This window comes from Acinetobacter sp. BSP-28 (assembly GCF_044130285.1).
In the GTDB taxonomy this organism is placed as follows: domain Bacteria; phylum Pseudomonadota; class Gammaproteobacteria; order Pseudomonadales; family Moraxellaceae; genus Acinetobacter.
The window spans coordinates 1-26,270 of the sequence record NZ_JBIQOB010000016.1 but is presented as its reverse complement, the minus strand read 5'-3'; the positions used below and the strand labels follow the sequence as shown (position 1 = coordinate 26,270).

The following is a 26,270-nucleotide window of genomic DNA, read 5'->3' as shown; positions in this document are numbered from 1 at the left end:
GCTTAAGTCTTAAGCACAGCAATCTTAAGTAAAAAAGGCAATAAAAATCCCCAGATGCTGGGGATTTTCTTATTTTAAGATTTATTTATCTATTCAATTTAGTCAATTAATCAACCAAAAAGCTAATTTTTAAATTCACCCGATATTCTGTAATTTTATTGTCTTTAATCACCACTTTTTGTTCATTAATCCAGGCACCCTGTACGTTTTTAACTGTTTCGGTAACTTTATCTATTCCACTTTGAATAGCATCTTCAAAACTTTTCTTGCTGCTTGAATTCACTTCAACCACTTTTGCAATAGCCATTGTTTTCACCTCAGGTTTTATTATTTTGAGTGCAGATCATAGGATATTTTTTCAACAAAAAAGTGAGTTTTAACATTACAGCGCAAAAACTTACAGCCGGGTCACAATACCCATCTTTGCTTTGAGCTTCTTACAAAATACAACTTATCTATACAAGGCTTGGACACAATTAAAAGCACAATTCGCTAGGCTAATATGCGGAATGTCTAGTTTCCAAATCATGAAATTTATAGAGGTAAATATGAACAGTGAAATACAAGATCCTATGGTTGATAGCAACCCTAAACAAAGCACATGTGCAAAATCTTCTTTTTCACCCACTCTGAAAGGTGTACTGATTGGCGCAGTGGCTGGTAGTGTATTACCCGTTTTCGGTACGTTTAGTGGTGCCATTATTGGAGGTGTTGCTGGAAAAGTTTACGAAAAAAAATGTCAAAATAAATGCCATGCAAAGTAATTTTTTTATATTTTCAAGGCAGTTAAGACAGATTGTTGACAGGCAATCTGTCTTAGAGCAAAAACTCTAAATATATGATTTATATAATAATTTAAACTCACCGTTCATCTTTTTTCACCATCCACCCCTTACTTTATTTGATCACTTTTTGATATCATTCACATGAAGTTTATTTTTTATTTCTCTCCTTGCCTGGTTCATTTTTAATGCCCCAGACATCCTTTCACCTAAAGGAAAATGATGATGAACGTGATTAAATCTCTTTTGGCTGTTGCTGTTGTGGCTTGCTCTGCCAATGTTTCTGCTCAAATTGTTTATATTCCAGATTTTCCTGTTAAAAAGGCAGTTGACACCTTGAATGCTGAACAAAAAGCACCTGCTGCTGATGCGGTAGCTCATAGTGAGACTGCATCTAAAACAGCTGCTTAATCAGCTCGAATAGCCCATAAAAAAACCAGGCCGGGTTCGCTCTGTCTGGTTTTTTTATGGGCAAAAATCAGCACTTATTTTTAGCTTATGTTCAGCCAAAACATTGGCTTTGATCAGCCATTTCGCCTCTTTCTGTTCGAAACAGCAGAACAGCTAAAATCTGATTCCCGGATTTTCTCTTCCTCCGGCCCAAAAAAATTGCTTATTTTTTATCTAAAATTTACATTTTTTATAAATTATGTCTATAAATACTCAAAAACTGACATTTTTTTTCATGCTTTTTTTTACTAAACACATATAATCAAAAGAATTAAATGAATAATTCACTCTATAAAAAGTGTGCATATGCAAGAACTTCAAGCGCTGATTCAAGGCAAGATTCCTCCGCAAACGATCAAAATCGATAAATTGCTCGTGCTTGCTGAGCATTACTCTCAGCCCACATCTGCAGAATATAAGTTACTTGAACTTGCGATCAATATCGTACTGGCAAGTTATTTAGAAAAAGCTCAAAAGCATCTCTAGAGGTGAGGTCAGCGCATGAATGCCTTAGAAAAAGCCAAGCTGATTAAAGAGTTAAATCAACTCCTAGATGGATTGGAACAACGGTCCTTATCTTTCTTTGAAATTGCCCGATCAAAAGCACGGATAAAAGACATTTTTGCTTTATGTGATGAACCCATTTTTAAAAAACAGATTTTACAATTTAAATCCCACACCCAGCCTGAAAAAGCAGCCACAGATTTCGCTGCTCAAACCCTGTTTCAGCTCTCTTTTCGTGGCGTGTTCCAGCAAGATAAAGCTCTAGAACAAGTCCTTTATCAAGATCCGGATTTTGGTTGGGCAATTTTGTATGCTCCTCAACAAGGTTGGCAAATCTGGTTAATCCCCGCACCCAATCGCACGGCCTTGATCAGCGAATGGGGAAATTTGGATGACAGCTATCACTGGATGCTGGAACAACAGCAGGACTATGGCTGCCTAAAAACGGACTATGAACTCAAGCAAATCCAAAATCTTGTTGCACAAAAGATAGCTAAAGCTTTGACCGAGACCGAGACCGAGACCGAGACCGAGACCGAGACCGAGACCGAGACAAATCTGACTGCATCTGCTAATGAGCTTCAAGTCATTGCTCAAAATGAACAATCAGATTCGATTGAGCTATCTATAGCTGAGCTATATGCAGATCAAGATCAGATCACAACGGAAATATCTGTTCAACAAAATCAGCAGCCTGCCGGAGCTCAGCAGCCGTCTTCCGTAATTGCAGAACCTGATCACCACAGTGTTGCGTCTTCGCCTGCACAGACCGATATAGAAAATACTGCAGATCAATCATCTGTAATCAAGAATGTTCCGGAAACCCTGGAACTCAACCAGTATGTGGCACATATTCATTCGCTGCATAGTGAAGATGCCTCCCTGCAACAGCTATATCGTTTAGAAATTGCCAGCCTGCCAGAACTTTACCAACATGTAGATTTACTGCTGCACGGTGCAAACATAGAAAACTGGCAACATCACCCCGTTTATCTGGCAGAACAGATCAATCAGCAAGGTGGTTTTATTCGATATTTGGCATTATTGGGTGCAGAAAACCAGATGCAGGCCATTCAGTTCATGCAATTATCCAATGTTCCTGACCAGTATGCCGTGGCTGCAATTAAGAAGATTTCCTGGATAGACTTGGCCGATCATTTTACCCATATTGAATCCATGTTTGATGTCTATACACATAAGGCCATTTGCATCTGGAATGATGAAAACTATCTTCCGTTTATTCCGGCACAAATGATTCAAACCCAAAAAATTATTCAATTTGATGAAAGTGCCGCCGATATTAAAACCCCACTACTTTTGCTCAAAGAACGGCGAAAAATACGCATTATTCATGGACAAAAACGTTTAACCCTCTCACCGAATGAATCTGCTTATCCTTATTTTTTATTAGAACGTCACCATGGGATTAGCTGGCAAATGATTCAGATGATTGTTGCTCAATTCAAGTTTCCGATTGATTGCCGAGAATTATATAAAGAGATTCAAAAGCATATTGCAAATTAAGTTTTTATTTTTTGTAGCAAAAGCTTGCTTTTTGGTCCGGATTTTTAACAGACTAGTCATTATCAAAAAATATAAGAGCAAGGATATGCGGCCAAAACAATTATCTCTATTCAAACCCCTCTTATGCGTGTTGATCAGTGGGCTCATGTCTACTTTCAGCTGGTCAAACTCGGCTGAAACTGGAGCTGATCAACAAAAACGTACCGCAACAGAAACAGAAACAGAAACAGAAACAGAAACAGAAACAGAAACAGAAACAGAAACAAATTTTAATTTGCTTAATCAGATTCCAAGCTGGGTTGATGCCATACCGACATTTTTACCGCAACAATCGAATGATGTGATTGTCCCTCCAATACAAGCCACTGAAAAGCAAAGCTGGGTAGATCGCAAACAGCATGAAATCCGCAATTGGACAGAGCGTAGCTCACATAAAATTGATAACTGGTTTGGAAAGGCCGATCCGAATGATCCGGCTTCAGCAAGCCTGCGTTTGATTATTGATAACAGCTGGAATAAACATGATGGTTATGAAATTAGCCCACGTCTGCGCGGAAAAATAAAACTCCCGACCTTAGAACGTAAATTCAGCCTCATATTTGGTGATGATTCTTTAGATAACGAGCTGAAAAATAATGTCGCGATTACCGATGAAAATCCGGCAAGCACTCAGGACAAAACCCTAGACCGTGAACGGACGCGAGAAAGTAACAGCTCTTTGGCCCTACGTTGGTCTGATTTTTCCAAGCGTCTTCCTTTTGAAACCGACCTAGACCTAGGGGTTCGTTCAGGGGATGATATTTATGTAAGGCTTAAGGCTGCCAAAGACTGGCAATTGGAAAATGATTTCAGTTTTCATGCCGAACAGATTTACCGCTACGGAATAGACAGTGAAAACTACTTGAGAACCAATCTGGAACTCACCCATGCACGACAAAATCAGGCATTTTTATCCAATCAGCTCAGCCTGACCTATGCAGACCAGCAAGATGACGATTTAACCTGGGATAATTATCTGTTTAGACAACATCAGTTTTTCCATAATAACCGTTTTGCCTATGGTCTCTATACCGGTGGTTTTTATCATAATAATGACCTGCGTCTAAACAGTTGGGGACCTTATATTTCATGGCGCCAACCTTTCGTTCGCGAATGGTTTTTTCTACAGGGCGATTTAAACTATCTGAATGACCATCGTGAAGATCGTAGCCATTTTCTGGGTGCATCGATACGTTTGGAAGCATTGTTTTAAGCAGGCAGATCCATTGAGCTTTAAAATGATTGCGCATAAAAAACCTCCCACAGGAGGTTTTTTATGTTGTCGAAAGCTGACTTATTTTAACAATAAGCTATTGATACGTTTCACATACTCAGCTGGATCATCAGGTAATCCACCTTCAGCTATCACAGCTTGATCAAAGATCACATTGGCCAGGTCATCAAACTGGTTCGAGCCTTCCAGTTTTTTCACCAATGGATGTTCAGGGTTAATTTCCAGGATCGGTTTGCTTTCAGGAACAGCCTGACCTGCCTGTTTCAGCATGCGAATCAATTGTGGAGACAGCTCACCTTCTCCTGTCACCAAACACGCAGGTGAATCCACCAGACGAGTAGTCACACGAACTTGTTGGGTTTTAGCTTTGAGAGAATCAGAAAGCTTGTCCACAACAGGCTTAAACTGTTCCGCCGCTGCTTCCAGTGCTTTCTTCTCTTCAGCATCCTGCAAATCACCCAGATCGACTGCACCCTTAGACACGTTCTGCATTGGCGTTCCATCAAATTCGTGAATGAACTCCATCGCCCATTCATCTACACGGTCTGCCATTAACAGCACTTCAATGCCTTTTTTCTTGAACAGTTCCAGTTGCGGCGAATTTTTTGCAGCACTTAGACTATCCGCAGTCACGTAATAAATGGCTTTCTGGCCTTCTTTCATGCGTACTTTATAGTCGCTCAAAGAGGTTGAAACTTCATCATTGGTAGAGGTCGAGAAGCGTAATAATTTTAAAATACGCTCACGGTTACCGAAGTCTTCGCCTAAACCCTCCTTAATTACCGAACCAAACTCAGCATAGAACGTTTTGAACTTCTCCTGGTCTTTTTCATCTTCAGACTTTGCCAGAGCATCCAGCATGGTCAGCACACGGCGCGCATTACCTTCGCGAATGGTTTTCACATCACGGCTTTCTTGCAGCAATTCACGGCTCACGTTTAACGGCAAATCAGCACTGTCTACCACCCCCTGCACAAAACGCAAGTAGTTTGGAATCAGGTTATCTGCCTCATCCATAATAAATACGCGTTTGACATACAGTTTAATGCCGGCTTTGGCTTCACGGGTAAAGATGTTGCTTGCAGCCTTGCTTGGAATGTAAAGTAATTGAGTATATTCCGTGCTGCCTTCTACACGGTTATGGGTCCAGGCCAAAGGTGCATCAAAGTCATGACTGAGATTCTTATAGAACTCGGTATATTGCTCGTCAGTGATCTCGTTTTTATTGCGGGTCCACAGTGCGCTGGCAGAGTTAATAGCTTCCCATTCATCTGTTTTTACCATCTGACCCGGCTTGGCTTCTTCCCCTTCAGCTGCTTCTTCTTGCTGCCAGATTTCTTTTTGCATTTCAATTGGCAGGCTAATATGGTCAGAGTATTTATTGATGATTTGCTTAACTTTATAAGATTCTAAATACTCAAGTGCATTGTCACGCAAATGCAAAATAATGTCTGTTCCACGTGAAGCCTTATTGATTTGCTCAACTTCGAAATCACCTGTTCCGCTACTGATCCAGCGTACCCCATCAGCGACATCAGCAGCCGCATGGCGTGATTCCACGGTAATCTTTTCAGCCACAATAAAGCCTGAGTAGAAACCTACACCGAACTGACCAATCAATTGCGCATCCACTTTTTGATCTCCAGACAGTTTGGACATAAAGTCTTTGGTGCCTGATTTGGCAATGGTGCCCAGGTTATCAATCGCTTCTTGTTGAGTTAGACCAATGCCGTTGTCAGAAATGGTGAGGGTTTTATTGTCTTTATCCAGGCTGACCCGTACATGCAAATCAGGGTCATTTTCATAATATTCAGGATGATTAATCCCTTCAAAACGTAGCTTGTCACAGGCATCTGAAGCGTTCGAGATCAGTTCTCGCAGGAAAATTTCAGGGTTTGAATAGAGAGAATGCGTCACTAAATGTAATAGCTGTGCTACTTCAGCTTGGAAACTATGTTTTTGTGCGCTTTGTTCGCTCATAAATCACTCCTTAAATTCATTACACGGTTTTTATTGGATGCTTAATGAATGGAGTAAGTTAAAGAATTTTCAATAGTAGCGGATAAATTTTTCTTAAAAAGGCCCTTGTTGATACACACGCTCCATATACAGATTCAGCTTTTGCTGGCGCATTTTATACACTTCGCTTAAACAGCGGCTTGAATTGCCACATTGATCGCGCAACTGTAACCATTTGACTTGCTCATCCTGAATCATACCGCGTGTTCCCATAGGCACCAGACGTTTAATAATATTGTAGGTGGTAGCCATTTTGACATCGGCATCATTGATTGTACGGTGCTCGCAAATTGCATGTTCAGTGGGCGTTTCTGCTTTGTCACAATTAAAACTGGCTGCATAAACCGATCCACTCAAAAAACTAAAAAAGACCACACCATACAAAGTGAATAATTTCATGATTTTTCCTACTTTTTTAGCTTATTGTTAACTACCAACTTAAGCATATTTTTAATGATTAAACAGGATCAAAATGCTCAATTTATGTACTTTATTGTGACTGGATGATTAAATAAAAAATCCCCATCAGAGATGGGGATTTTAGCGCTGATTTCTTATTTTTATTTTAGTTCTAGTTTTAGAATTTGTAGCTATAACCAATGGTGTAAACCCATGGATTTACTTCAAGATCACCAATAGCAGTGCCATTTAATTCAAGCTCAGATTTCACATTCGCATAACGTACATCAGCAAAAACACCCCAGTTTTTAGCATCAGCTGGTTGGAAGTTGAGACCTACTTGACCTGCTACGCCATAGCCGACATCAGCATTTAATTTTGCCCCATCAATCACAATTTCCTCATCCCAAGGAATAACCACAGTTGCACCAACACCTACATAAGGAGTGAAACCAGTTGAGTTTTTGAAATTATATTTTGCTGTAATTGTTGGTGGTAAATGCTTAAATGAAGCAATTTTTGTACCGTTTGATGTTACATCGTGTTCAAAAGGAGTTGCCAACAATAATTCAGCCGAAAAATTATCATTAAAGAAATATTCTACCGATGGAGTAAAACCGTATTCTTGGGAAGCTTCTACATTTGTAAATGCACCGTTTGCCAATACATTCTGGTCTTCTGTTGGAGCTAAAGAGCTCGCGCCGACTTTAACCTGCCATTGACCCGCCATTGCAGAAGCAGACATCCCCATTAACGCGATAAGAGCAACTTGTTTTAACATTTTTAAAACCCCTTGGAAGAATAATAACAATCGTCTTTAAACATTAATTAATAATAAACACGCATATTATTAATATGCAATAGGAATTAATTATTTAAAATTTTATTTATTTTTAAACTATTGAAAATATTAATTATTTATTTTAATCAGACCAACATGGTTGGTATTTAAAACCAACCATGTTAATCAGATTTATTATTATATTCCAAGCATATTACTTGGTTTTATTATATTAATTACTTAATAACATTTATTTTAAATACATATTTTAAAATGAGCAATAAAATAAATTAAAAACTCATTAAAGTACCATTGCAGCAATCCAGCCAAATACCAATAATGGAATATTAAAATGGATAAATGTAGGAACCACACTGTCTTTCATATGGTCATGTTGTCCGTCCATATTCAAACCTGAGGTTGGTCCCAAAGTTGAATCGGAAGCAGGAGAACCGGCATCGCCCAAGGCTGCTGCGGTACCAATAATTGCAATTGTCGCGGCTGGACTAAAGCCGAATTGAATACACAAAGGCACATAGATAATGGCTAAAATCGGCACCGTAGAGAATGATGAACCAATCCCTAAAGTAATCAACAAACCGACCAGCAACATTAAGAATGCAGCCAAACCTTTACTGTTACCAATCCACTCAACAGATGCATTGACCAAAGCAGGAACCTGATTGGTAGCTTCAATCACGGAAGCAAAACCTTGTGCGGCAATCATAATAAAACCGACCAGTGCCATCATGCGCATACCCGTAATAATTACATCATCCGCTTCTTTCCACTTGAAAATACCCGCGCAGCTTAAAATCGCCACTCCTACCAAACCGGCAAGGATCATCGAATCCGAATAAAGCTGTACCACCAGGGTTGCAATGACTGCAAAAGCGGCCATAAATAAGGTGAATTTTGCGATTTGCGGCTTGGCATTAGCATCGGTGACCACATCACCTGCAATACTATGATGACTTGCCTGAGGCTTAATATCTTTATACATGCGTGGCTTGCGATAGCTATAGAACACCGCAACCAAGAGGCCCACAAACATGCCAAAAACCGGAATCGCCATAGCAGATGGAATTTGATCATAGCTAATTTCAAAACCGTATGGCTTACCGAAAGTATTGATGTTTTGCCCTAGGATATCGTTCAGAAAAATCGCACCAAATCCGACCGGAACCAGCATATAGGTAGCACATAAACCGAAGGTTAATAAGCAGGCCACAGCACGGCGGTCTAAATTTAAATGATTAAACACACTTAACAAAGGTGGAATCAAAACCGGAATAAAAGCAATATGAACAGGAATCAGGTTTTGCGAAGATACCGCAGCAGCTACAATAGTAAAGTAAATTAAATATTTAACTTTATTTTGCGATTGAACATTAGCATCGCCTTTTAAGGTGACAATGAGTTTATAAGCCAATAAATCAGGCAAACCCGAGCGCGCCAAAGCCAGCGCAAATGCACCCAAAATGCCATAGGCCAAGGCAATTTTAGCGCCGCCACCTAAACCATTATTAAATGCATCTAAAGTTCCCTGTAGGCCTAGACCGGCCAATAAACCACCGGTAACCGCACCGATCACCAATGCAAATACCACAGGCACACGAGCTAACGAGAGTCCGAACATGACTCCAATAGCGGCAAGAATTGCGAACATAATCAATTGAGGGGAAGATGAAAAGCCGATATTTTATCAGATTCATCCTTTTGAAACTGTAAATAAATCGGCTGACTCATAAAACAATAAAGTACTGATTTTAATTAAAATTTATATGAAAAATAGTGGTTCAATTATTTTTTAGCGCAAATGTTTTGATATATTCTGCGACCAACTCAGCTTGGCTTAATATTGCCCAATGGTTGGCATCCACCTCTACACGCTGAAAATTTTCTGCCCATTTCGGCATTTCATCAATCAGTTCTGGACTGACAAAATTATCCTGTTTTAGCACAATCGCCTGCACCGGACAAACAGCAAAACGCTGGCGTGGCTGGGTTAAACGTGGCAGGAAATTGGCACGGTACAGTCCAATACCATGTTTTCCATCTGATGCAATATGGCTGTTTAAAGGTAAATCTTTTTGATGCTCTAACTTCTGCAATACCCTGTCCCATTTTTCAGGGCTAAAAAATTGCCACACCGTAGGGGCAAGCAAGGGCAATTGAAACAGCGCGATATACCAGGATTTCGTCAGTTGTTTAAAAAATTTGGGCTTATTTTGCTTAAATTGCTGACGCATCCAAAAAGCGGCATGATCCAGACAGGGACCAGAAATGGTGCTATAGGACAAAATCCGCTCCCTAAACTTCGGCTCAGTCACCGATTCCCAAGACTGGATTGAGCCCCAGTCATGTGCTGCCAAGTGAAAAGGACGGTTTTCCAGCACAGCATTGACCACGCTTTCCAGATCTAAAGATAACTGTTCCAGGCAATAGTTACGAATCCGTTTTGGAATAGAAGATTTCCCCGCACCCCGTACATCATAGGTCACAATATAAAAATCCTGGATCAGCTGCTGAATGGCCAGTTCCCAAACTTCCTGATTATCGGGATAGCCATGAACCAGGACTAAAGCAGGTTTTGCCTCATTGCCCCATGTTTTGACATAAAGACGCTGCTGATCTGAAGTAGCCACCCATTGTGTTTGAGCTTGCATATATTTTTATCCTATTCTTTTATTGACTATTTATTGCAGAGTCTGGGCAATCTGATCAATGCCAGTCTAATCATTCTGTTTTAGTATGTTCTGAAGCCGAAAAAAAATAATTGACCCAAATGAGCCTTTTAAAAAAACTACAGACAATTCCTGCTATCTCTAAATTTTTATTAAATCGCTATGCACCTTACCGCGGCGCAGGGATTGAAATCGATAAGGTTGATCTAGCAAATTACCATATTCGCATCAAAATGCCTTTAACCCGTAAAAATCAAAATGTTGTCGGTGTACATTTTGGTGGCAGCTTATATTCAATGGTCGATCCTTTATATATGCTGATTTTGATGCATCATCTGGGTTCAAAATACATTGTCTGGGATAAATCAGCATCTATACAATTCCTGTCACCCGGTCGTGGTACGGTCTATGCCGATATTCGCCTAGATTCAACAGAGATTGAACAGATTAAACAACTTGCTGAAAATCATGCACCGGTATACCGAAACTATAATGTAAATATTTTTGATGAATCAGGCGTGCGTATTGCCGAAGTACAAAAGACAGTATATATCCGTCGCAAAAAACCAAAGGCCAGCCGTAATTGACAAAAAAGCGCCTGATCAACAAGCGCTTTTATTCAAATTCCAAACTTCAATTAACGTTTTTTCTGTTCGATGGCAGCCCCTGCACCACCACCAATGGCACCACCAATGGCAGCCCCGGCATTACCACCAAACACGCTTTTACCAACTGCAGAACCAATGGCACCACCGACACCACTATAGGTCGCATTACGGTTAGAACCACCTTGGGTTTTGCTACCTACTGCTGCACCTGCACCGCCACCAACAGCCGCACCTATACCACCGCCAACTTGATTACCTATACCACCACCAACAGCACCACCGAGTGCAGCTGCGCCAATACGTTGTTCCCTTGGAGACATAGAATCACAACCCACCAGCATGAAAGTCGATAAGGTTGCCATTGCCATCACGCTCATTAACTTTTTCATGGGATTACTCTCCTTTTTTCACTCTTTCAGCTTATGCCTATTTTATGGAAGCAATCACCTTAAAATGTTACCCATTACAACTTAAATGCAGCATTTTGTAAAAAGCCCTAAAAAATTTCAAGGCTTTTTATTGGGGTTTATTCGTCTTCACTCAGTACTACAATATCTTTGGTCATCACTCCATTTTCGGTCAAAACTGCATGTGAAGTTTTCGTGTTTTGGCCTAAATTCTTTTTCTGATCCAGCTTTAAGGTACGATGAATAGGTTCTTGACCTGCTTTAAACTCAATCCCTTCTGCATCAATTTTCTTGGTTTCTGAAATGACTTTCCCTTCTTGTTTTATGGTGGTGTTCAATTCAATTTTTGAGGTTGGCACAATCACCCCACCTTTTTGAATCACCGGAACAGAAAGCTTCTTTTCAGAAAATTGCGTCTGGTTATCTTCTAAATGTACTTCACGGGCAATAATATCTTTACCCTGATTAGTGACTTCAAAAATCGTGGCATCTACACTACGCTTTGGCTCTTGTCCTGCAACTCGACGAATCACTTCGGTTTTTAATATTGGAACCACGGCTTTATCTTCAACAACGATGCTATTTGGCATGGGTGCCGCCATTACCGTAACTGAAGCAGAAAGAACAGTAAGTACCATACCCTGTTGCAAAAATTTCATACGTTTTACCCTGTTATGTTTTTAAAGTTTCTAAATAAAAAAATCAGTTGTTCTCATTTCAATATAGAAAATAATGGCATTGGATGAAAGTTTTAATTTTCAATTATTTAAAATAAAAAAGATGCCCAAAGGCATCTTAATATTGCTGAGCGAAATGAATTTTGTGAAGTTTTAACTTTGACTAAAGGTTTACCTTTTCTAAATTCTGGACCACCTGAACATAGATGTCCCAAGATCATTTTTTATCTTTAGCTTTTGGTGGCGTATAAATTTTTCTAGATGCTCCATTACTGATAGTTTGTAATCCACATAAATACAATCAATTCTTTCATCATATTGAATGAGTTCATTATCCATTTGTTTCGCATCAACAATTTTAAATTCTTGTTTTTGATTTAAGCGCTTCACCTTTTATATTTTCAATACCTCATGAGAGTTGTTTTAATCCTTCTTTAATTTCATTTTCCATTTTGTAATATCTTTCTGGCTAAAAAGCTCGATTTGATCGATAAAGTCCTGGCTTGTTAAATGGAAGCCTCCTAAATTCAGTAAAAGGACTCCAAATAATAATTACCTTATACTCAAAATTTTAAAGTGCTGTCGTAATTGAACTTGAAGGATAATGAGAATGAAAAAACTTCTGTTGTTGATATTTACATTATTTAGCTTCATCCTATCAGCCTATCCCAATGATTTTGATACGAAGCTGCTCAATAAAACGAAATCTTTAAAAAATGTTGCTTATGGGCAACATCCGCAACAAGTCATGGATGTCTATTTTCCGGCCAAAACTCTCACAGCTAAAACACCAGCAGCGTTAATTGTGATGGTACATGGTGGGGCTTGGACTATTGGAGATAAAAATAATGCTGCTGTGGTTAAAAATAAAGTAGCGTATTGGACCAAACAAGATTGGATTTTCATTTCCATCAACTATCGATTAGTGCCTGAGGTCACAGTACAGCAACAAACCCAGGATATTGCAGAAGCACTCATTTATATCCAGAATAAGGCTACAAATTGGCATGCAAATCCTAAACGCTTAATTCTCATGGGACATTCCGCAGGTGCACATTTAGTCAGCCTACTCACCACACGTCCGCTCTGGCTAACATCTCAGCCCCAGCCTTGGCGTGCTACGATTGCTTTAGACAGCGGCGCCTATAATGTCGAAACCATTATGCAAACCCGACATGCGCGTTTTTATGATCAAGCCTTTGGTGATCAGCCAGTAAACTGGAAAGCGCTTTCCCCTATCTATCAATTACACCAAGCTCTACCGGCATTTCTCGCCGTTTGCTCAACCATTCGTCCAGACCAGCCCTGTACGCAGGCACAACAATTTATTCAACAGGCACAAAAATTAGGGACTCAAACCCAATTATTGCCTGTCCCGCTTTCACACGGAGAAATTAACAAGTCACTAGGGAAAAATAATGCATATACGCAAGCGGTAAATCAATTTATACAAAGCCATTCCTCTATAAGGAAATAGATCAAATGTGATCTTATACAATTTAAAAATGCTTTGAGTATCAATTAAGATCTTATTTTTTAAAAAACTCATTCACTATCTCTAAAATTCCCCAATATGCTTTCAAAAGTACAGGCATAAAAAAAGACGCCCGAAGGCGCCTTTTTTGAGTCATTTAACGTCGAATTAGAATTCTTGGTTAAATGCTTGGCTTAATGCTTGGTCTACATCAGAGAAGTCATTTACAAGCGCATGTTCTGCAGCTTCTGCTTCCTGACGACGACGTTCCAAGTGGTATGCAAGACCAGTACCTGCTGGAATCAAGCGACCAACAACCACGTTTTCTTTCAGACCACGTAAATCATCTTCTTTACCTGTTACAGCCGCTTCAGTTAACACACGAGTTGTTTCCTGGAACGATGCAGCAGAGATGAACGAGTCAGTAGAAAGCGACGCTTTGGTAATACCCATCAATTGACGTTCAAATTTCGCTGGGAACTTGTTCTGTGCAAGAACGGCTTGGTTCTCACCCATAACGCGGATGTAATCCACTTGTTCGCCTTTGATGAAGCTAGTATCGCCCCCGTCAGTAATGTCAACTTTACGCAACATTTGACGCACGATCACTTCGATGTGTTTATCGTTGATTTTTACACCTTGTAGACGGTATACGTCTTGAACTTCGTTCACGATGTAATTAGTCAACGCCACTTCACCTTTCAGACGCAAGATGTCGTGCGGGTTCTGTGGACCATCAGAAATGGTTTCACCACGGTTTACATGTTCACCTTCAAACACGTTGATGGTACGCCATTTCGGAATCAGCTCTTCGTAGATCTCTGAGCCATCATCCGGAGTAATCACAAGACGGTTCTTACCTTTGGTCTCTTTACCGAAGCTTACCACACCAGAAATTTCAGCAAGAATTGCATGCTCTTTCGGTTTACGTGCTTCGAACAAGTCAGCTACGCGTGGAAGACCACCGGTAATATCACGGGTACGTGAAGATTCTTGTGGTACACGACCGATAACGTCACCCACACCAATCGTTTCGCCATCACGGACAGAAAGAATCGTGTTTTGTGGCAAGAAGTAGAACTGTTCGCCACCATCAGTAGTATCCAATACCACCGCTGGACGCATATCTTTACCTGACGCAGGACGTGAAGTCACTGGCAAGATTTCGATTGTCGTCATACCTGTTGCGTCATCAGTTTTCGAGGTAACTGTTACGCCATCAGCGATCTGGCTGAAACGTACTTTACCTGCAACTTCTGTAACAAGTGGATGTGTATGTGGATCCCAAGTCGCTACGATACCGCCTGCCTCAACAGCTTCACCATCTTTCAGCAAGATAGATGCACCGTAAGGAAGTTTATAGCGTTCGCGTTCACGACCTAAATCATCCGCAATACCGATTTCACCTGAACGTGAAGTTGATACCAGGTGACCTTTGGCATGTTGTACTGTTTTCACATTATGGAAACGTACTGTACCTTTGTTACGAACCTGTACACTGTTTGCAGCAGAAGTTCGGCTCGCAGCACCACCGACGTGGAACGTACGCATGGTTAACTGTGTACCTGGCTCACCAATCGATTGAGCTGCCATTACACCTACAGATTCACCTGGGTTCACCAAGTGACCGCGTGCAAGGTCACGACCGTAACATTTCGCACATACGCCGAAGGTAGATTCACAAGAAACCACTGAACGTACTTTAACTTCATCGACACCAGCTTCTTCAAGGAAGGCAGCGATTTTTTCGTCAATCAATGTATTACGTGGAAGAATCACTTCGTCAGAACCGACTTTCTTCACATCTTCAGCAACAACACGACCCAATACTCGAGTACCTAAGTTCTCGATCACATCACCACCCTGAATGAACGGAGTCATCACAAGACCGCCTAAAGTACCGCAATCAGGCTCGGTAATTACCAAGTCTTGCGCTACGTCTACTAAACGACGAGTCAAGTAACCAGAGTTTGCTGTTTTAAGTGCTGTATCGGCCAAACCTTTACGCGCACCGTGTGTTGAAATGAAGTACTGAAGTACTGTCAAACCTTCACGGAAGTTTGCTTTAATTGGGGTTTCAATGATCGAGCCATCCGGTTTCGCCATCAAACCACGCATACCAGCCAACTGACGAATCTGAGCTGCAGAACCACGGGCACCCGAGTCAGACATCATGTAGATCGAGTTGAATGATTTTTGTTTCTCGTCTTCGCCCTGTTTGTTCTTAACAGTGGTGAAAGACAAGTTGTCCATCATCGCTTTCGCTACCTGGTCATTGGTACGCGCCCAGATATCGACAACCTTGTTATAACGTTCACCGGCAGTTACGAAACCTTGTTCGAATTGTTGTTCGATTTCACGAACTTCAACTTCTGCTTTTTCGATGATCGAGTATTTCGCTGGTGGAATGAGCATGTCTTCCATACCAACAGATACACCAGAACGAGTCGCTTGACGGAAGCCCAGGTACATCAATTGGTCAGCAAAGATTACGGTATCTTTCAGACCCAATTTACGGTAGCAAGAGTTAATCAATTTAGAGATGTTCTTTTTAGTCATCTCAACGTTGATTTGCTGGAAGTCCATACCTTCAGGAACAACTTCCCAAAGCAGACAGCGACCAGGCGTCGTGTCAACAATAATGGTTTGCTGTTCACGGTTGCCATTGTCGTCAATCACAGTCTGGTGTACACGTGCTTTAACGCGAGCGTGTAAATCTACCTGACCTGTTGCAAGTGCACGGTTTACTTCGTCAGTATCCGCGAACACCATGCCTTCACCTTTGGCATTGATCGCATCACGCGTGATGTAATACAAGCCCAAGACCACGTCCTGCGACGGTACGATGATTGGCTCACCGTTCGCTGGAGACAAGATGTTGTTGGTCGACATCATTAACGCACGAGCTTCTAACTGAGCTTCAAGTGTTAATGGTACGTGTACCGCCATTTGGTCACCGTCGAAGTCGGCGTTGAACGCAGCACATACAAGTGGGTGAAGACGGATCGCTTTACCTTCAATCAGGGTTGGTTCAAATGCTTGAAGACCCAAACGGTGAAGTGTCGGCGCACGGTTCAACATCACTGGATGTTGACGGATCACGTGAGCAAGAACGTCCCAAACTTCCGGCGTTTCGCGCTCAACCATTTTCTTCGCAGCTTTAATGGTTGTTGCTTGGCCAGAAGCTTGCAGTTTTGCGAAAATGAATGGCTTGAATAATTCAAGTGCCATTTTCTTCGGAAGACCACATTGGTGCAAACGTAAAGTTGGACCTACAGTAATAACCGAACGACCAGAGTAATCGACACGTTTACCCAACAAGTTTTGACGGAAACGACCTTGCTTACCTTTGATCATGTCTGCCAAAGATTTAAGCGGACGTTTGTTCGAACCTGTAATTGCACGACCACGACGACCGTTATCCAACAATGCATCTACAGACTCTTGTAACATACGTTTTTCGTTACGTACAATGATGTCAGGAGCCGCAAGGTCAAGAAGACGTTTCAAACGGTTGTTACGGTTGATCACACGACGGTAAAGATCGTTCAAATCAGAAGTCGCGAAACGACCACCTTCAAGAGGAACCAACGGACGAAGGTCAGGTGGAAGAACTGGCAATACAGTCAACACCATCCATTCTGGTTTGTTGTTCGATTCTTTGAACGCTTCCATCAACTTCAAACGTTTAGATGCTTTTTTAAGCTTCGTTTCTGAAGTTGTATTCGGAATTTCTTCACGAAGGCGTGAAATTTCAGCTTCAAGATCGATGTCTTTCAACAAGTCCTGAACTGCTTCTGCACCCATTTTCGCGCTGAATTCGTCACCGTGTTCTTCTAACGCTGTGAAGTATTCTTCATCGTTAAGAAGCTGGTATTTCTCCATAGGAGTCATACCCGGGTCAGTAACAACATAAGATTCAAAATACAATACGCGTTCGATGTCACGTAAAGTCATGTCTAGAAGAAGACCGATACGAGACGGTAATGATTTCAAGAACCAGATGTGCGCAACTGGAGAAGCCAATTCGATGTGACCCATACGTTCACGACGAACTTTCGCAGTTGTTACTTCAACGCCACATTTTTCACAAATGACGCCTTTGTATTTCATACGCTTGTATTTGCCACACAAGCATTCGTAATCTTTTACTGGACCAAAGATTTTGGCACAGAACAAACCATCACGTTCAGGTTTAAACGTACGATAGTTAATTGTCTCAGGTTTTTTAACTTCACCATGAGACCATGACTTAATCATTTCTGGTGACGCAAGACCAATACGGATGCGATCAAACTCTACAGGAGCATGACCGTCTGAATCCGTCTTTTTGCGCATGATATCGAGCAAGTCTTTCAATTTTTTTCTCCGTGTGTTGTGGAGATTTTCACTTCACAACTGGGTCACAAATATTGTTTTTTAACTGAAATTTGGAATCTCCCCTAGCCCCTCTTTGATAAAGAGGGGAACTTCCCCCTTTGTAAAAGGGGGTCAGGGGGATTTAATTAGTCACCATTTTTCAGTTCAATGTTGATACCTAAAGAACGGATCTCTTTGGTCAATACGTTGAACGATTCAGGCATACCTGGGTCCATATAATGGTTACCATCTACAATGTTCTTATAGATACGGGTACGACCTTCAACGTCATCCGACTTAACAGTAAGCATTTCTTGGAGAGTATATGCTGCACCGTATGCTTCAAGTGCCCATACTTCCATCTCACCGAAACGCTGACCACCGAATTGTGCTTTACCACCCAGCGGCTGTTGCGTTACTAGAGAGTAAGAACCCGTAGAACGCGCATGCATCTTGTCGTCAACCAAGTGGTTCAGTTTCAACATGTACATGTAACCTACAGTTACTGGACGGTCAAAACGTTCACCGGTACGGCCATCATACAATACTGTTTGACCAGTACGTGAAATGCCGCCAAGTTCTAACAAGTCTTTAATTTGTGATTCTTCAGCACCATCAAATACAGGCGTTGCCAAAGGAACACCAGCACGCAAGTTACCAGACAATGCCAAGATTTCATCATCAGTTAAGCTATCGAGATCTTCTTGCTCGCCACCAACTTTGTTGTAGATCTTGTCTAAGAAGTCACGAAGCTCAAGTACAGTGCGTTGCTCTTGAAGCATCTTGTCGATCTTGTCACCAAGACCTTTTGCTGCCATACCCAAGTGAGTTTCAAGAATCTGACCCACGTTCATACGTGACGGTACACCCAGCGGGTTAAGTACCACGTCAACTGGAACACCGTTAGCATCGTGTGGCATGTCTTCTACAGGCAAGATGTTTGATACTACACCCTTGTTACCATGACGACCCGCCATCTTATCACCCGGCTGGATGCGACGTTTTACAGCCAAGTAAACTTTAACAACTTTCAATACGCCAGTTGTCAGTTCATCACCTGTAGAAAGTTTGCGTTTTTTCTCAGCAAATTTCTCGTCAATCTCTTGGCTCTTCTCTTTCAAGAACACTTGAATTTGAGTTAAGCGCTCAGCAATCGCTTCATCACTTGGTTGAATGTCAAGTAAGTCAACAAGCTCTAAACCAGATAACAATTCTTCAGAAAGTTTGTCTCCGCGTTTAGTTGTGCCGCCACCATTCGATTCTTGACCTTTCAACAAGCGAACAATACGTTCACGTGCTGCTTCTTCGAAGATTTTGAATTCTTCTTTCAAGTCTTTACGGTAAGCGTCAAGCTGTGCTTTCTCAATTGCTTGAGCACGTTCGTCTTTTTCAAGACCATCACGTGTAAACACTTGAACGTCGATTACTGTACCTTTCACACCTGAAGATACGCGTAAAGATGAGTCTTTCACGTCAGCCGCTTTTTCACCGAAGATTGCACGAAGCAATTTTTCTTCCGGTGTTAATTGTGTTTCACCTTTAGGTGTTACTTTACCTACAAGGATGTCACCTGCTGTTACTTCAGCACCGATATAAACGATACCTGATTCGTCAAGTTTAGACAGTGCAGCTTCACCAACGTTCGGGATATCGGCAGTAATTTCTTCTGCACCCAACTTGGTATCACGTGCTACACATGACAATTCTTGAATATGAATCGACGTTAAACGGTCTTCTTGAAGAACACGTTCAGATAACAAGATCGAGTCTTCGTAGTTGTAACCGTTCCAGGTCATGAACGCTACACGCATGTTTTGACCAAGAGCCAATTCACCGCCATCTGTAGATGGACCATCGGCAAGAACGTCACCACGACCTACTTGATCACCAAGTTTCACAAGAACTTTCTGGTTAATACAAGTGTTTTGGTTAGAACGTGTGTATTTGATCAGGTTGTAGATATCTACACCTGCTTCACCCGCGATCATTTCATCTTCGTTGACACGAATAACAACACGAGACGCATCTACAAATTCAATACGGCCACCACGTTTCGCAAGAACACATACACCTGAGTCGTGCGCTACGTTTGCTTCCATACCTGTACCAACAAGCGGCTTGTCGGCGATCAACGTAGGTACTGCCTGACGTTGCATGTTTGAACCCATCAATGCACGGTTGGCATCATCGTGTTCAAGGAATGGAATAAGTGATGCTGCTACAGATACAACCTGCTGAGCAGATACGTCCATATGCGTCACTTTTTCAGGAGGAATACGTACGAAATCACCTTGGTGACGTACAGAAACGAATTCTTCAGTCAAGTTACCGTCTTTATCAATTGCAGAATCGGCCTGTGCAATTACAGTACCTACTTCTTCAATCGCAGACAGGTATTCAACTTCGTCGGTTACACGACCATCAACAACTTTACGGTATGGTGTTTCCAAGAAACCAAAGTTGTTCGCTTTAGCATAAACAGAAAGCGAGTTGATCAAACCAATGTTTGGACCTTCCGGTGTTTCAATTGGACATACACGACCGTAGTGAGTTTGATGTACGTCACGTACTTCGAAGCCCGCACGTTCACGCGTCAAACCACCAGGACCGAGCGCTGATACACGACGTTTGTGTGTAATTTCAGACAACGGGTTGTTTTGGTCCATGAACTGAGACAACTGGCTTGAACCAAAGAATTCTTTGATTGCAGCAGCAACTGGTTTCGCATTGATCAAATCTTGCGGAGACAAGTTGTCAGTTTCAGCTTGGCTTAAACGTTCTTTAACAGCACGTTCAACACGTACAAGACCAACACGGAATTGGTTTTCTGTCATTTCACCAACAGAACGTACACGACGGTTACCTAAATGATCGATATCGTCGACTTCGCCTTTACCGTTACGGATTTCAACTAATGTTTTTAATACATCAGTGATATCTTCGTTAGATAGAATGCCTTCAACTTCACGTGACTTCTGATCTGTACCCACTTCGTAAGGACGACCCAAACGACGGTTGAACTTCATACGACCAACAGGAGACAAGTCGTAACGTTCAGAAGAGAAGAACAAGTTGTTGAATAAGTTTTCAGCAGCTTCTTTTGTTGGTGGCTCGCCTGGGCGCATCACTTTGTAGATTTCTACCAGTGCTTCTTCACGACCAGTTGTAGTATCGGCACGTAAAGAGTCAGCAATGAACGAACCACGGTCGATGTCATTGGTGAACAATACGTTGAACTGTTTTACGCCGCCTTCAGCCAATTTCACCATGATCTCATGGCTCAATACAGTATTGGCTGCAATCACGTCACCGTCACGTAAAGTTACGTCTTCAGCGATAATACGTTCGTACAAGTATTCATCAGGAACAGAAAGTTTTTCTAGACCTGCTGCTTCCATTTGACGAACATGACGTGCATTAATACGTTTACCTTGTTCAACAATCACTTTGCCGTCAGCATCAGCAATGTCGAATTGAGCCATTTCGCCACGAAGACGTTCTGGTACAAGGTCAATCTGGTAGCTACCCATGTCAAGATACACAGGTACTTTTTCGTAGAACATATCCAGGATTTGTTCGTTGCTATAACCCAACGCACGAAGTACTACAGTCGCAAGCAATTTACGACGACGGTCAATACGTACATAGACTAAGTCTTTAGCATCGAATTCAAAATCTAACCATGAACCACGGTAAGGAATAATACGTGCAGAATAAAGAACTTTACCGCTAGAATGTGTTTTGCCTTTATCGTGGTCAAAGAACACACCTGGTGAACGGTGTAATTGAGATACGATTACACGCTCAGTACCATTGATAACAAAAGTACCGTTTTCTGTCATGAGTGGCATTTCACCCATGTACACTTCTTGTTCACGTACGTCTTTAATTGATTTCGTTTCGCGATCTTTAATGATCAGACGAATTTTTACACGCATTGGTGCTGCATAAGTTGAACCGCGTAAAATACATTCACGCACGTCAAACTCAGGCTTACCAAGACTATACTCAACAAATTCTAAAGCAGCATTGCCAGAATAACTTTCAATAGGAAAAACTGAACGAAATGCGGCTTGGAGACCGATATCTTCGCGGTTTTTTGGTGTTTTGCCATCTTGTAAGAATGTTCGGTACGAGTCGACTTGAATCGAAAGCAAGTACGGAGCATCCATGACGCTAGGCAATTTACCAAAATTCTTACGGATCCGTTTCTTTTCGGTATATGAGTATGCCATCTGGAGTCCTCGGAAAGTAAACTAAGCCCGCCTGCAGAACGGGCCTAGAAGGAATTACACAGGCCGATATGGCCACCACTTTTTACAAATGCTGCAATTTTTAGTGGTATTAAAACGCTTAGCAATATTTTCAGATATAAAAAATATTGGTAAACGTTTGATATTATTGATTATTATAATAATTGATGCTTTTTTACACCAATCAAACAAAAATCGAGCCGATAATTGTAACGCAAAAAGGCTGATGACCCAAGAGCCATCAGCCAATTTTTGGGGTCAATTTAAAATTAGACCCCGATCGAAATTACTTAACAGTAACTGTAGCACCAGTTTCTTCAAGTTTTTTCTTAAGTTCTTCAGCTTCTTCTTTAGAAACGCCTTCTTTAAGAACTGAAGGAGCGCCTTCAACCATGTCTTTAGCTTCTTTCAAGCCAAGACCAGTGATTTCACGAACTGCTTTAATTACAGCTACTTTGTTAGCACCGAAAGAAGTCAACTCAACGTTGAATTCAGTTTGTTCTTCAACAGCAGCACCAGCAGCAGGACCAGCAGCAACAGCTACAGCAGCAGCAGATACGTTGAATTTTTCTTCAAAAGCAGAGATAAGTTCAACAAGTTCAAGAACAGTTTTTTCAGCAACTGCGTTTAAGATTTCTTCGTTTGTTAAAGCCATGAGAGTAACTCCAAATGGGTATTGAATGGTGTGAAAGTGAATTTAAGCTTATGCAGCTTCTGACTCGTTTTTCTCTTGAAGCGCTGTAAGTAAGCGACCCAATTTCGAAATAGGAGCTTGAAGAACGTTTGCAAGCATAGTAAGCGCTTTTTCTTGGTTCGGAAGATTCGCGATAACGCTAACTTCAGCACCTTGATAAACCTTACCGTCAAATGCAGCAGCTTTAAGTTCAAATGCTTTGTTAGTTTTCGCAAATTCTTCGAACAAGCGAGCAGCAGCGCCCATGTCGTCTTCAGAAGTTGAGAAAGCTAAGATTGTTGGGCCAACAAGGTTGTCGTTCAAGATATTGAATTGAGTATCTTGAAGAGCGCGTTTAGCTAGAGTATTACGTACAACACGTGTAGCAACACCTAGTTTACGAGCTTCAACACGAAGAGCAGTTAATTGCTCAACAGTTAAACCTTGGTAGTCAGCAACAACAGCAGCAAATGCAGTAGAAGCAACTTCAGCTACTTCAGCTACGATCTGTTTTTTGCCTTCGATAAGAAGAGCCATTGTAAAACCTCCTAACGGTGATTTATGTGCTTACGCGAAGCACACTCCCAATTCGTAAATTCATTTCTGAATTTACACGCGGAGGAGGAACAAAATCACACCACCGCGTCTACTCGGACTGGATTTTTAAGAAGTGAGTTCCGAAGAACTCCCCTCGCCCGAGGTCTTTGACGCTGACAAATTTACATTTATCAATTCAAAGTTCGCCCAAGTTCGCAAGAGGCCTAAAACCGGTTTCTCTTGCGTAAAAATCAAAGCCGCGCTTTGATTTTCACTCAGGGCTTTAAAATTCTGTCTTAACTAAGCTTAACTTAGTTAGTTACATTGCTTACATCAACAGTAAGACCAGGCCCCATAGTTGAGCTCAAAGTGATCTTTTTGATGTATACGCCTTTAGAAGTAGCAGGTTTTAACTTTTTCAAGTCAGCTACTAAAGCTTCAACGTTTTGACGAACAGCAGCAGCTTCAAAGCCAACTTGACCGATCGCAGCGTGGATAATACCCGCTTTGTCTACACGGTAACGTGCTTGACCAGCTTTAGCGTTTTTAACAGCGCCAGCTACGTCAGGAGTTACTGTACCCACTTTAGGGTTTGGCATTAAGCCACGTGGACCAAGAATCGTACCAAGTTTACCTACAACGCGCATTGCATCTGGAGCAGCAATTACTACGTCAAAGTCAAGGTTACCCGCTTGGATGCTTTCAGCAAGATCATCAAAACCAACGATGTCTGCGCCTTCAGCTTTAGCAGCTTCAGCAGCAGCGCCTTGAGCAAACACAGCAACACGTACAGTTTTACCAGTACCTGCAGGAAGTGTAGTCGCGCCACGAACAACCTGGTCAGATTTACGAGGGTCAACACCTAGGTTTACTGAAACATCCAAAGATTCTTTGAATTTAACAGCAGGAAGGTTAGTTAAAACTTGTACTGCTTCTTCCAAAGTGTAAACTTTGTGTGCTTCTACAGCAGCAGCAATGGCTTTTTGACGTTTAGTTAATTTAGCCATGTCTTATAGCTCCACTTCCAAGCCCATAGAACGCGCAGAACCAGCAATGGTACGTACACGTGCGTCTAAATCAGCACCAGTAAGATCTGGTTCTTTAGTAGTCGCAATTTCTTCTAACTGAGCACGAGTCAACTTACCAACTTTAGTTTTGTTAGGTACAGCTGAACCCTTTTGAATACCAGCAGCTTTCTTAAGAAGAATAGCAGCAGGTGGAGTTTTCATGATGAATGTGAACGACTTGTCGTTGTACACAGTAATCACTACAGGAATTGGAAGACCTGGTTCAACTTTTTGTGTAGCAGCATTGAATTCTTTACAGAATGCCATGATGTTAACACCACGTTGACCTAGTGCAGGACCAATCGGTGGAGATGGATTCGCTTTACCAGCTGGAACTTGCAGCTTGATATAGCCGTCAATCTTCTTAGCCATTTCAAATTACCTCTGGGTACAAACGCCGCTAGGCTCCCCAACATTATCTATGTAACAAAACTGTTACAACAACAATGCCCGATCCATAACAAATCGGGCGTCTTCAATCCAACTTAAATCAGTTCGCTTTTTCGACTTGACGAAATTCGAGCTCAACCTGAGTTGGACGATTGAATACATTAATTGTCAACGTTAAACGTGACTTCTCGTAAAGAACCTCTTCCACCACGCCTTTAAAGTCGGTGAATGGACCATCAATAACGAGTAATTCTTCGCCTGGCTCAAACATTGTCTTAGGACGAGGTGCTTCACCAGTATTGCGTACACGTGCCAAAATCGCATCAGCTTCTTTTTGCGTAATCGGTGCAGGTTTTTCTGCTGTACCGCCGATGAAACCTAATACTTTTGGACATTCTTTAACAATGTGCCAGGTGTCATCATTCATTTCCATTTCGACCAATACATAGCCAGGAAAAAATTTACGCTCTGATTTACGCTTCTTGCCATCCTTCATCTCTACCACTTCTTCGGTAGGAACAAGGACTTCACCAAAGCTATCGGCTACAGCGCTACGCTGGATTCGATCATTAAGTGAACGCATCACTTGTTTTTCATAACCTGAATAGGCATGAATAATGTACCAACGTTTCATAGCTCTTTTACCCGATAAAAAACTTCATTAACCAGCCTAAAATGTAATCAAAACACCATAAAACAATGGCTGCGATTACAACAACAGCAAGAACATGCCAAGATGTGGTCACTGTTTCTTGTTTGGTAGGCCAAGTCACACGACGTAACTCAATTCGAGAGTCTTTCAACAAACGAACAAAGCCTTTGCCTTGATGGGTGGCGTATAATAAACCTAAAGCCACTACGATACAAGCCAAAATTACTCCAACGCGCACCCAAACACTATTTGCTGGTGCCCAATACGCTGGCAAATACTGCCCCACCATGGCCGCACCAATCAATAAAATCAATGCGATAACCCATATAACTATATCCAAGGGTGAACCAGAATTAATAACTTCAGCAGAATTATTTCTTTGTGGAATTGGCGCTTCGCTTAATGCGTCACGCGATTTATCATTCGACATTTTTGTACTCGTCGTAGGCTTCGCGACTTATTATATGACAATTTAACCAGCATCAAGCTTTTTTTTAAAAAAATGGCAGGCCAGGAGGGACTCGAACCCCCAACATTCGGTTTTGGAGACCGACGCTCTACCAATTGAACTACTGACCTACAGTACAGATCGGGAACTTAAGTCCCCGATCTGTAATTTCAACTTATGGTTGCTATTATGCAGTTACTTTAGCAACAACACCAGCACCAACTGTACGACCACCTTCACGGATCGCAAAACGTAGACCTGGGTCCATTGCGATTGGGTGGATCAATTCTACTGACATTTCTACGT

Annotated in this window: 23 protein-coding genes, 1 tRNA gene and 1 pseudogene; 7 read left to right on the top strand and 18 right to left on the bottom strand. The window is 41.6% G+C overall.

What is annotated here, in order from left to right:
• Positions 1–106: 106 nt before the first annotated feature.
• Positions 107–307, bottom strand: coding sequence for a dodecin family protein (locus ACE01R_RS12225; protein ID WP_395551480.1), 201 nt, complete (start codon positions 305–307; stop codon positions 107–109).
• Between the two features lie 241 nt (positions 308–548).
• Here ACE01R_RS12225 and ACE01R_RS12220 point away from each other — a divergent pair, with 241 nt between their 5' ends.
• From ACE01R_RS12220 to ACE01R_RS12200, 5 genes are all read left to right on the top strand, one after another.
• Positions 549–764 carry a glycine zipper domain-containing protein gene (locus ACE01R_RS12220; RefSeq protein ID WP_395551538.1) on the top strand — a complete coding sequence of 72 codons (216 nt, stop codon included), beginning with the start codon at positions 549–551 and terminating at the stop codon, positions 762–764.
• 243 nt (positions 765–1,007) lie between these two features.
• Positions 1,008–1,193, top strand: a complete 186-nt coding sequence (locus tag ACE01R_RS12215; RefSeq protein WP_395551479.1) for a hypothetical protein — start codon at positions 1,008–1,010, stop codon at positions 1,191–1,193.
• A gap of 345 nt (positions 1,194–1,538) precedes the next feature.
• A complete protein-coding gene (locus ACE01R_RS12210) occupies positions 1,539–1,718 on the top strand; it encodes a hypothetical protein (protein WP_395551478.1) in 180 nt (59 codons plus the stop codon).
• A 15-nt stretch (positions 1,719–1,733) separates the two neighbouring features.
• Entirely contained in the window at positions 1,734–3,260 is a 1,527-nt protein-coding gene (locus ACE01R_RS12205) for a hypothetical protein (protein ID WP_395551477.1), read from the top strand.
• A gap of 85 nt (positions 3,261–3,345) precedes the next feature.
• Positions 3,346–4,512 (top strand): hypothetical protein, encoded by a 1,167-nt coding sequence (locus tag ACE01R_RS12200; RefSeq protein WP_395551476.1) that lies wholly within the window; start codon positions 3,346–3,348, stop codon positions 4,510–4,512.
• Between the two features lie 81 nt (positions 4,513–4,593).
• Here the strand turns inward: ACE01R_RS12200 and htpG are convergent, their stop codons facing one another.
• The 5 genes from htpG to ACE01R_RS12175 all read right to left on the bottom strand — a co-directional run bounded on the left by htpG (position 4,594) and on the right by ACE01R_RS12175 (position 10,401).
• Entirely contained in the window at positions 4,594–6,513 is a 1,920-nt protein-coding gene (htpG, locus tag ACE01R_RS12195) for a molecular chaperone HtpG (protein WP_395551475.1), read from the bottom strand.
• A 93-nt stretch (positions 6,514–6,606) separates the two neighbouring features.
• Positions 6,607–6,951: a lysozyme inhibitor LprI family protein gene (locus tag ACE01R_RS12190; protein WP_395551474.1), complete on the bottom strand. Its 345-nt coding sequence runs from the start codon at positions 6,949–6,951 to the stop codon at positions 6,607–6,609.
• 178 nt (positions 6,952–7,129) lie between these two features.
• Positions 7,130–7,732: an OmpW family protein gene (locus ACE01R_RS12185; RefSeq protein WP_395551473.1), complete on the bottom strand. Its 603-nt coding sequence runs from the start codon at positions 7,730–7,732 to the stop codon at positions 7,130–7,132.
• A gap of 301 nt (positions 7,733–8,033) precedes the next feature.
• On the bottom strand, positions 8,034–9,401 hold the full coding sequence (locus tag ACE01R_RS12180) for a Na+/H+ antiporter family protein (RefSeq protein WP_395551472.1): 1,368 nt from the start codon (positions 9,399–9,401) through the stop codon (positions 8,034–8,036).
• A gap of 130 nt (positions 9,402–9,531) precedes the next feature.
• Positions 9,532–10,401 (bottom strand): alpha/beta fold hydrolase, encoded by an 870-nt coding sequence (locus tag ACE01R_RS12175; RefSeq protein WP_395551471.1) that lies wholly within the window; start codon positions 10,399–10,401, stop codon positions 9,532–9,534.
• Between the two features lie 119 nt (positions 10,402–10,520).
• Between ACE01R_RS12175 and ACE01R_RS12170 the strand changes: the two genes are divergently transcribed.
• Positions 10,521–11,006 (top strand): PaaI family thioesterase, encoded by a 486-nt coding sequence (locus tag ACE01R_RS12170; protein WP_395551470.1) that lies wholly within the window; start codon positions 10,521–10,523, stop codon positions 11,004–11,006.
• A 50-nt stretch (positions 11,007–11,056) separates the two neighbouring features.
• Here ACE01R_RS12170 and ACE01R_RS12165 read toward each other — a convergent pair whose 3' ends face one another.
• Complete coding sequence (locus ACE01R_RS12165; protein WP_395551469.1) at positions 11,057–11,416, bottom strand: DNA transfer protein p32; 360 nt, start codon at positions 11,414–11,416, stop codon at positions 11,057–11,059.
• 137 nt (positions 11,417–11,553) lie between these two features.
• On the bottom strand, positions 11,554–12,093 hold the full coding sequence (locus ACE01R_RS12160) for a hypothetical protein (protein ID WP_395551468.1): 540 nt from the start codon (positions 12,091–12,093) through the stop codon (positions 11,554–11,556).
• 628 nt (positions 12,094–12,721) lie between these two features.
• On the opposite strand from ACE01R_RS12160, the gene ACE01R_RS12155 reads away from it, so the two are divergent.
• Positions 12,722–13,588, top strand: a complete 867-nt coding sequence (locus ACE01R_RS12155) for an alpha/beta hydrolase (RefSeq protein ID WP_395551467.1) — start codon at positions 12,722–12,724, stop codon at positions 13,586–13,588.
• 165 nt (positions 13,589–13,753) lie between these two features.
• Here the strand turns inward: ACE01R_RS12155 and rpoC are convergent, their stop codons facing one another.
• From rpoC to ACE01R_RS12105, 10 genes and pseudogenes are all read right to left on the bottom strand, one after another.
• Positions 13,754–17,944, bottom strand: a complete 4,191-nt coding sequence (rpoC, locus tag ACE01R_RS12150; RefSeq protein WP_395551466.1) for a DNA-directed RNA polymerase subunit beta' — start codon at positions 17,942–17,944, stop codon at positions 13,754–13,756.
• Positions 17,945–18,090: 146 nt separating this feature from the next.
• Complete coding sequence (gene rpoB, locus ACE01R_RS12145; protein WP_395551465.1) at positions 18,091–22,179, bottom strand: DNA-directed RNA polymerase subunit beta; 4,089 nt, start codon at positions 22,177–22,179, stop codon at positions 18,091–18,093.
• A gap of 304 nt (positions 22,180–22,483) precedes the next feature.
• The gene (gene rplL, locus ACE01R_RS12140; protein WP_086197252.1) at positions 22,484–22,852 is read right to left on the bottom strand and encodes a 50S ribosomal protein L7/L12; all 369 of its coding nucleotides are present in this window, start codon (positions 22,850–22,852) and stop codon (positions 22,484–22,486) included.
• 48 nt (positions 22,853–22,900) lie between these two features.
• On the bottom strand, positions 22,901–23,407 hold the full coding sequence (gene rplJ / locus ACE01R_RS12135; protein WP_395551464.1) for a 50S ribosomal protein L10: 507 nt from the start codon (positions 23,405–23,407) through the stop codon (positions 22,901–22,903).
• A 311-nt stretch (positions 23,408–23,718) separates the two neighbouring features.
• Positions 23,719–24,414 carry a 50S ribosomal protein L1 gene (gene rplA, locus ACE01R_RS12130; protein WP_395551463.1) on the bottom strand — a complete coding sequence of 232 codons (696 nt, stop codon included), beginning with the start codon at positions 24,412–24,414 and terminating at the stop codon, positions 23,719–23,721.
• Between the two features lie 3 nt (positions 24,415–24,417).
• Positions 24,418–24,846, bottom strand: coding sequence for a 50S ribosomal protein L11 (rplK, locus tag ACE01R_RS12125; RefSeq protein WP_034587972.1), 429 nt, complete (start codon positions 24,844–24,846; stop codon positions 24,418–24,420).
• Between the two features lie 118 nt (positions 24,847–24,964).
• A complete protein-coding gene (nusG, locus tag ACE01R_RS12120; RefSeq protein ID WP_086197255.1) occupies positions 24,965–25,498 on the bottom strand; it encodes a transcription termination/antitermination protein NusG in 534 nt (177 codons plus the stop codon).
• 7 nt (positions 25,499–25,505) lie between these two features.
• Positions 25,506–25,946, bottom strand: a complete 441-nt coding sequence (gene secE, locus ACE01R_RS12115) for a preprotein translocase subunit SecE (RefSeq protein WP_395551462.1) — start codon at positions 25,944–25,946, stop codon at positions 25,506–25,508.
• Positions 25,947–26,019: 73 nt separating this feature from the next.
• A tRNA-Trp gene (locus ACE01R_RS12110) sits at positions 26,020–26,095 on the bottom strand.
• Positions 26,096–26,151: 56 nt separating this feature from the next.
• Positions 26,152–26,270 (bottom strand): annotated as a pseudogene (locus ACE01R_RS12105) (elongation factor Tu); the annotation flags it as partial.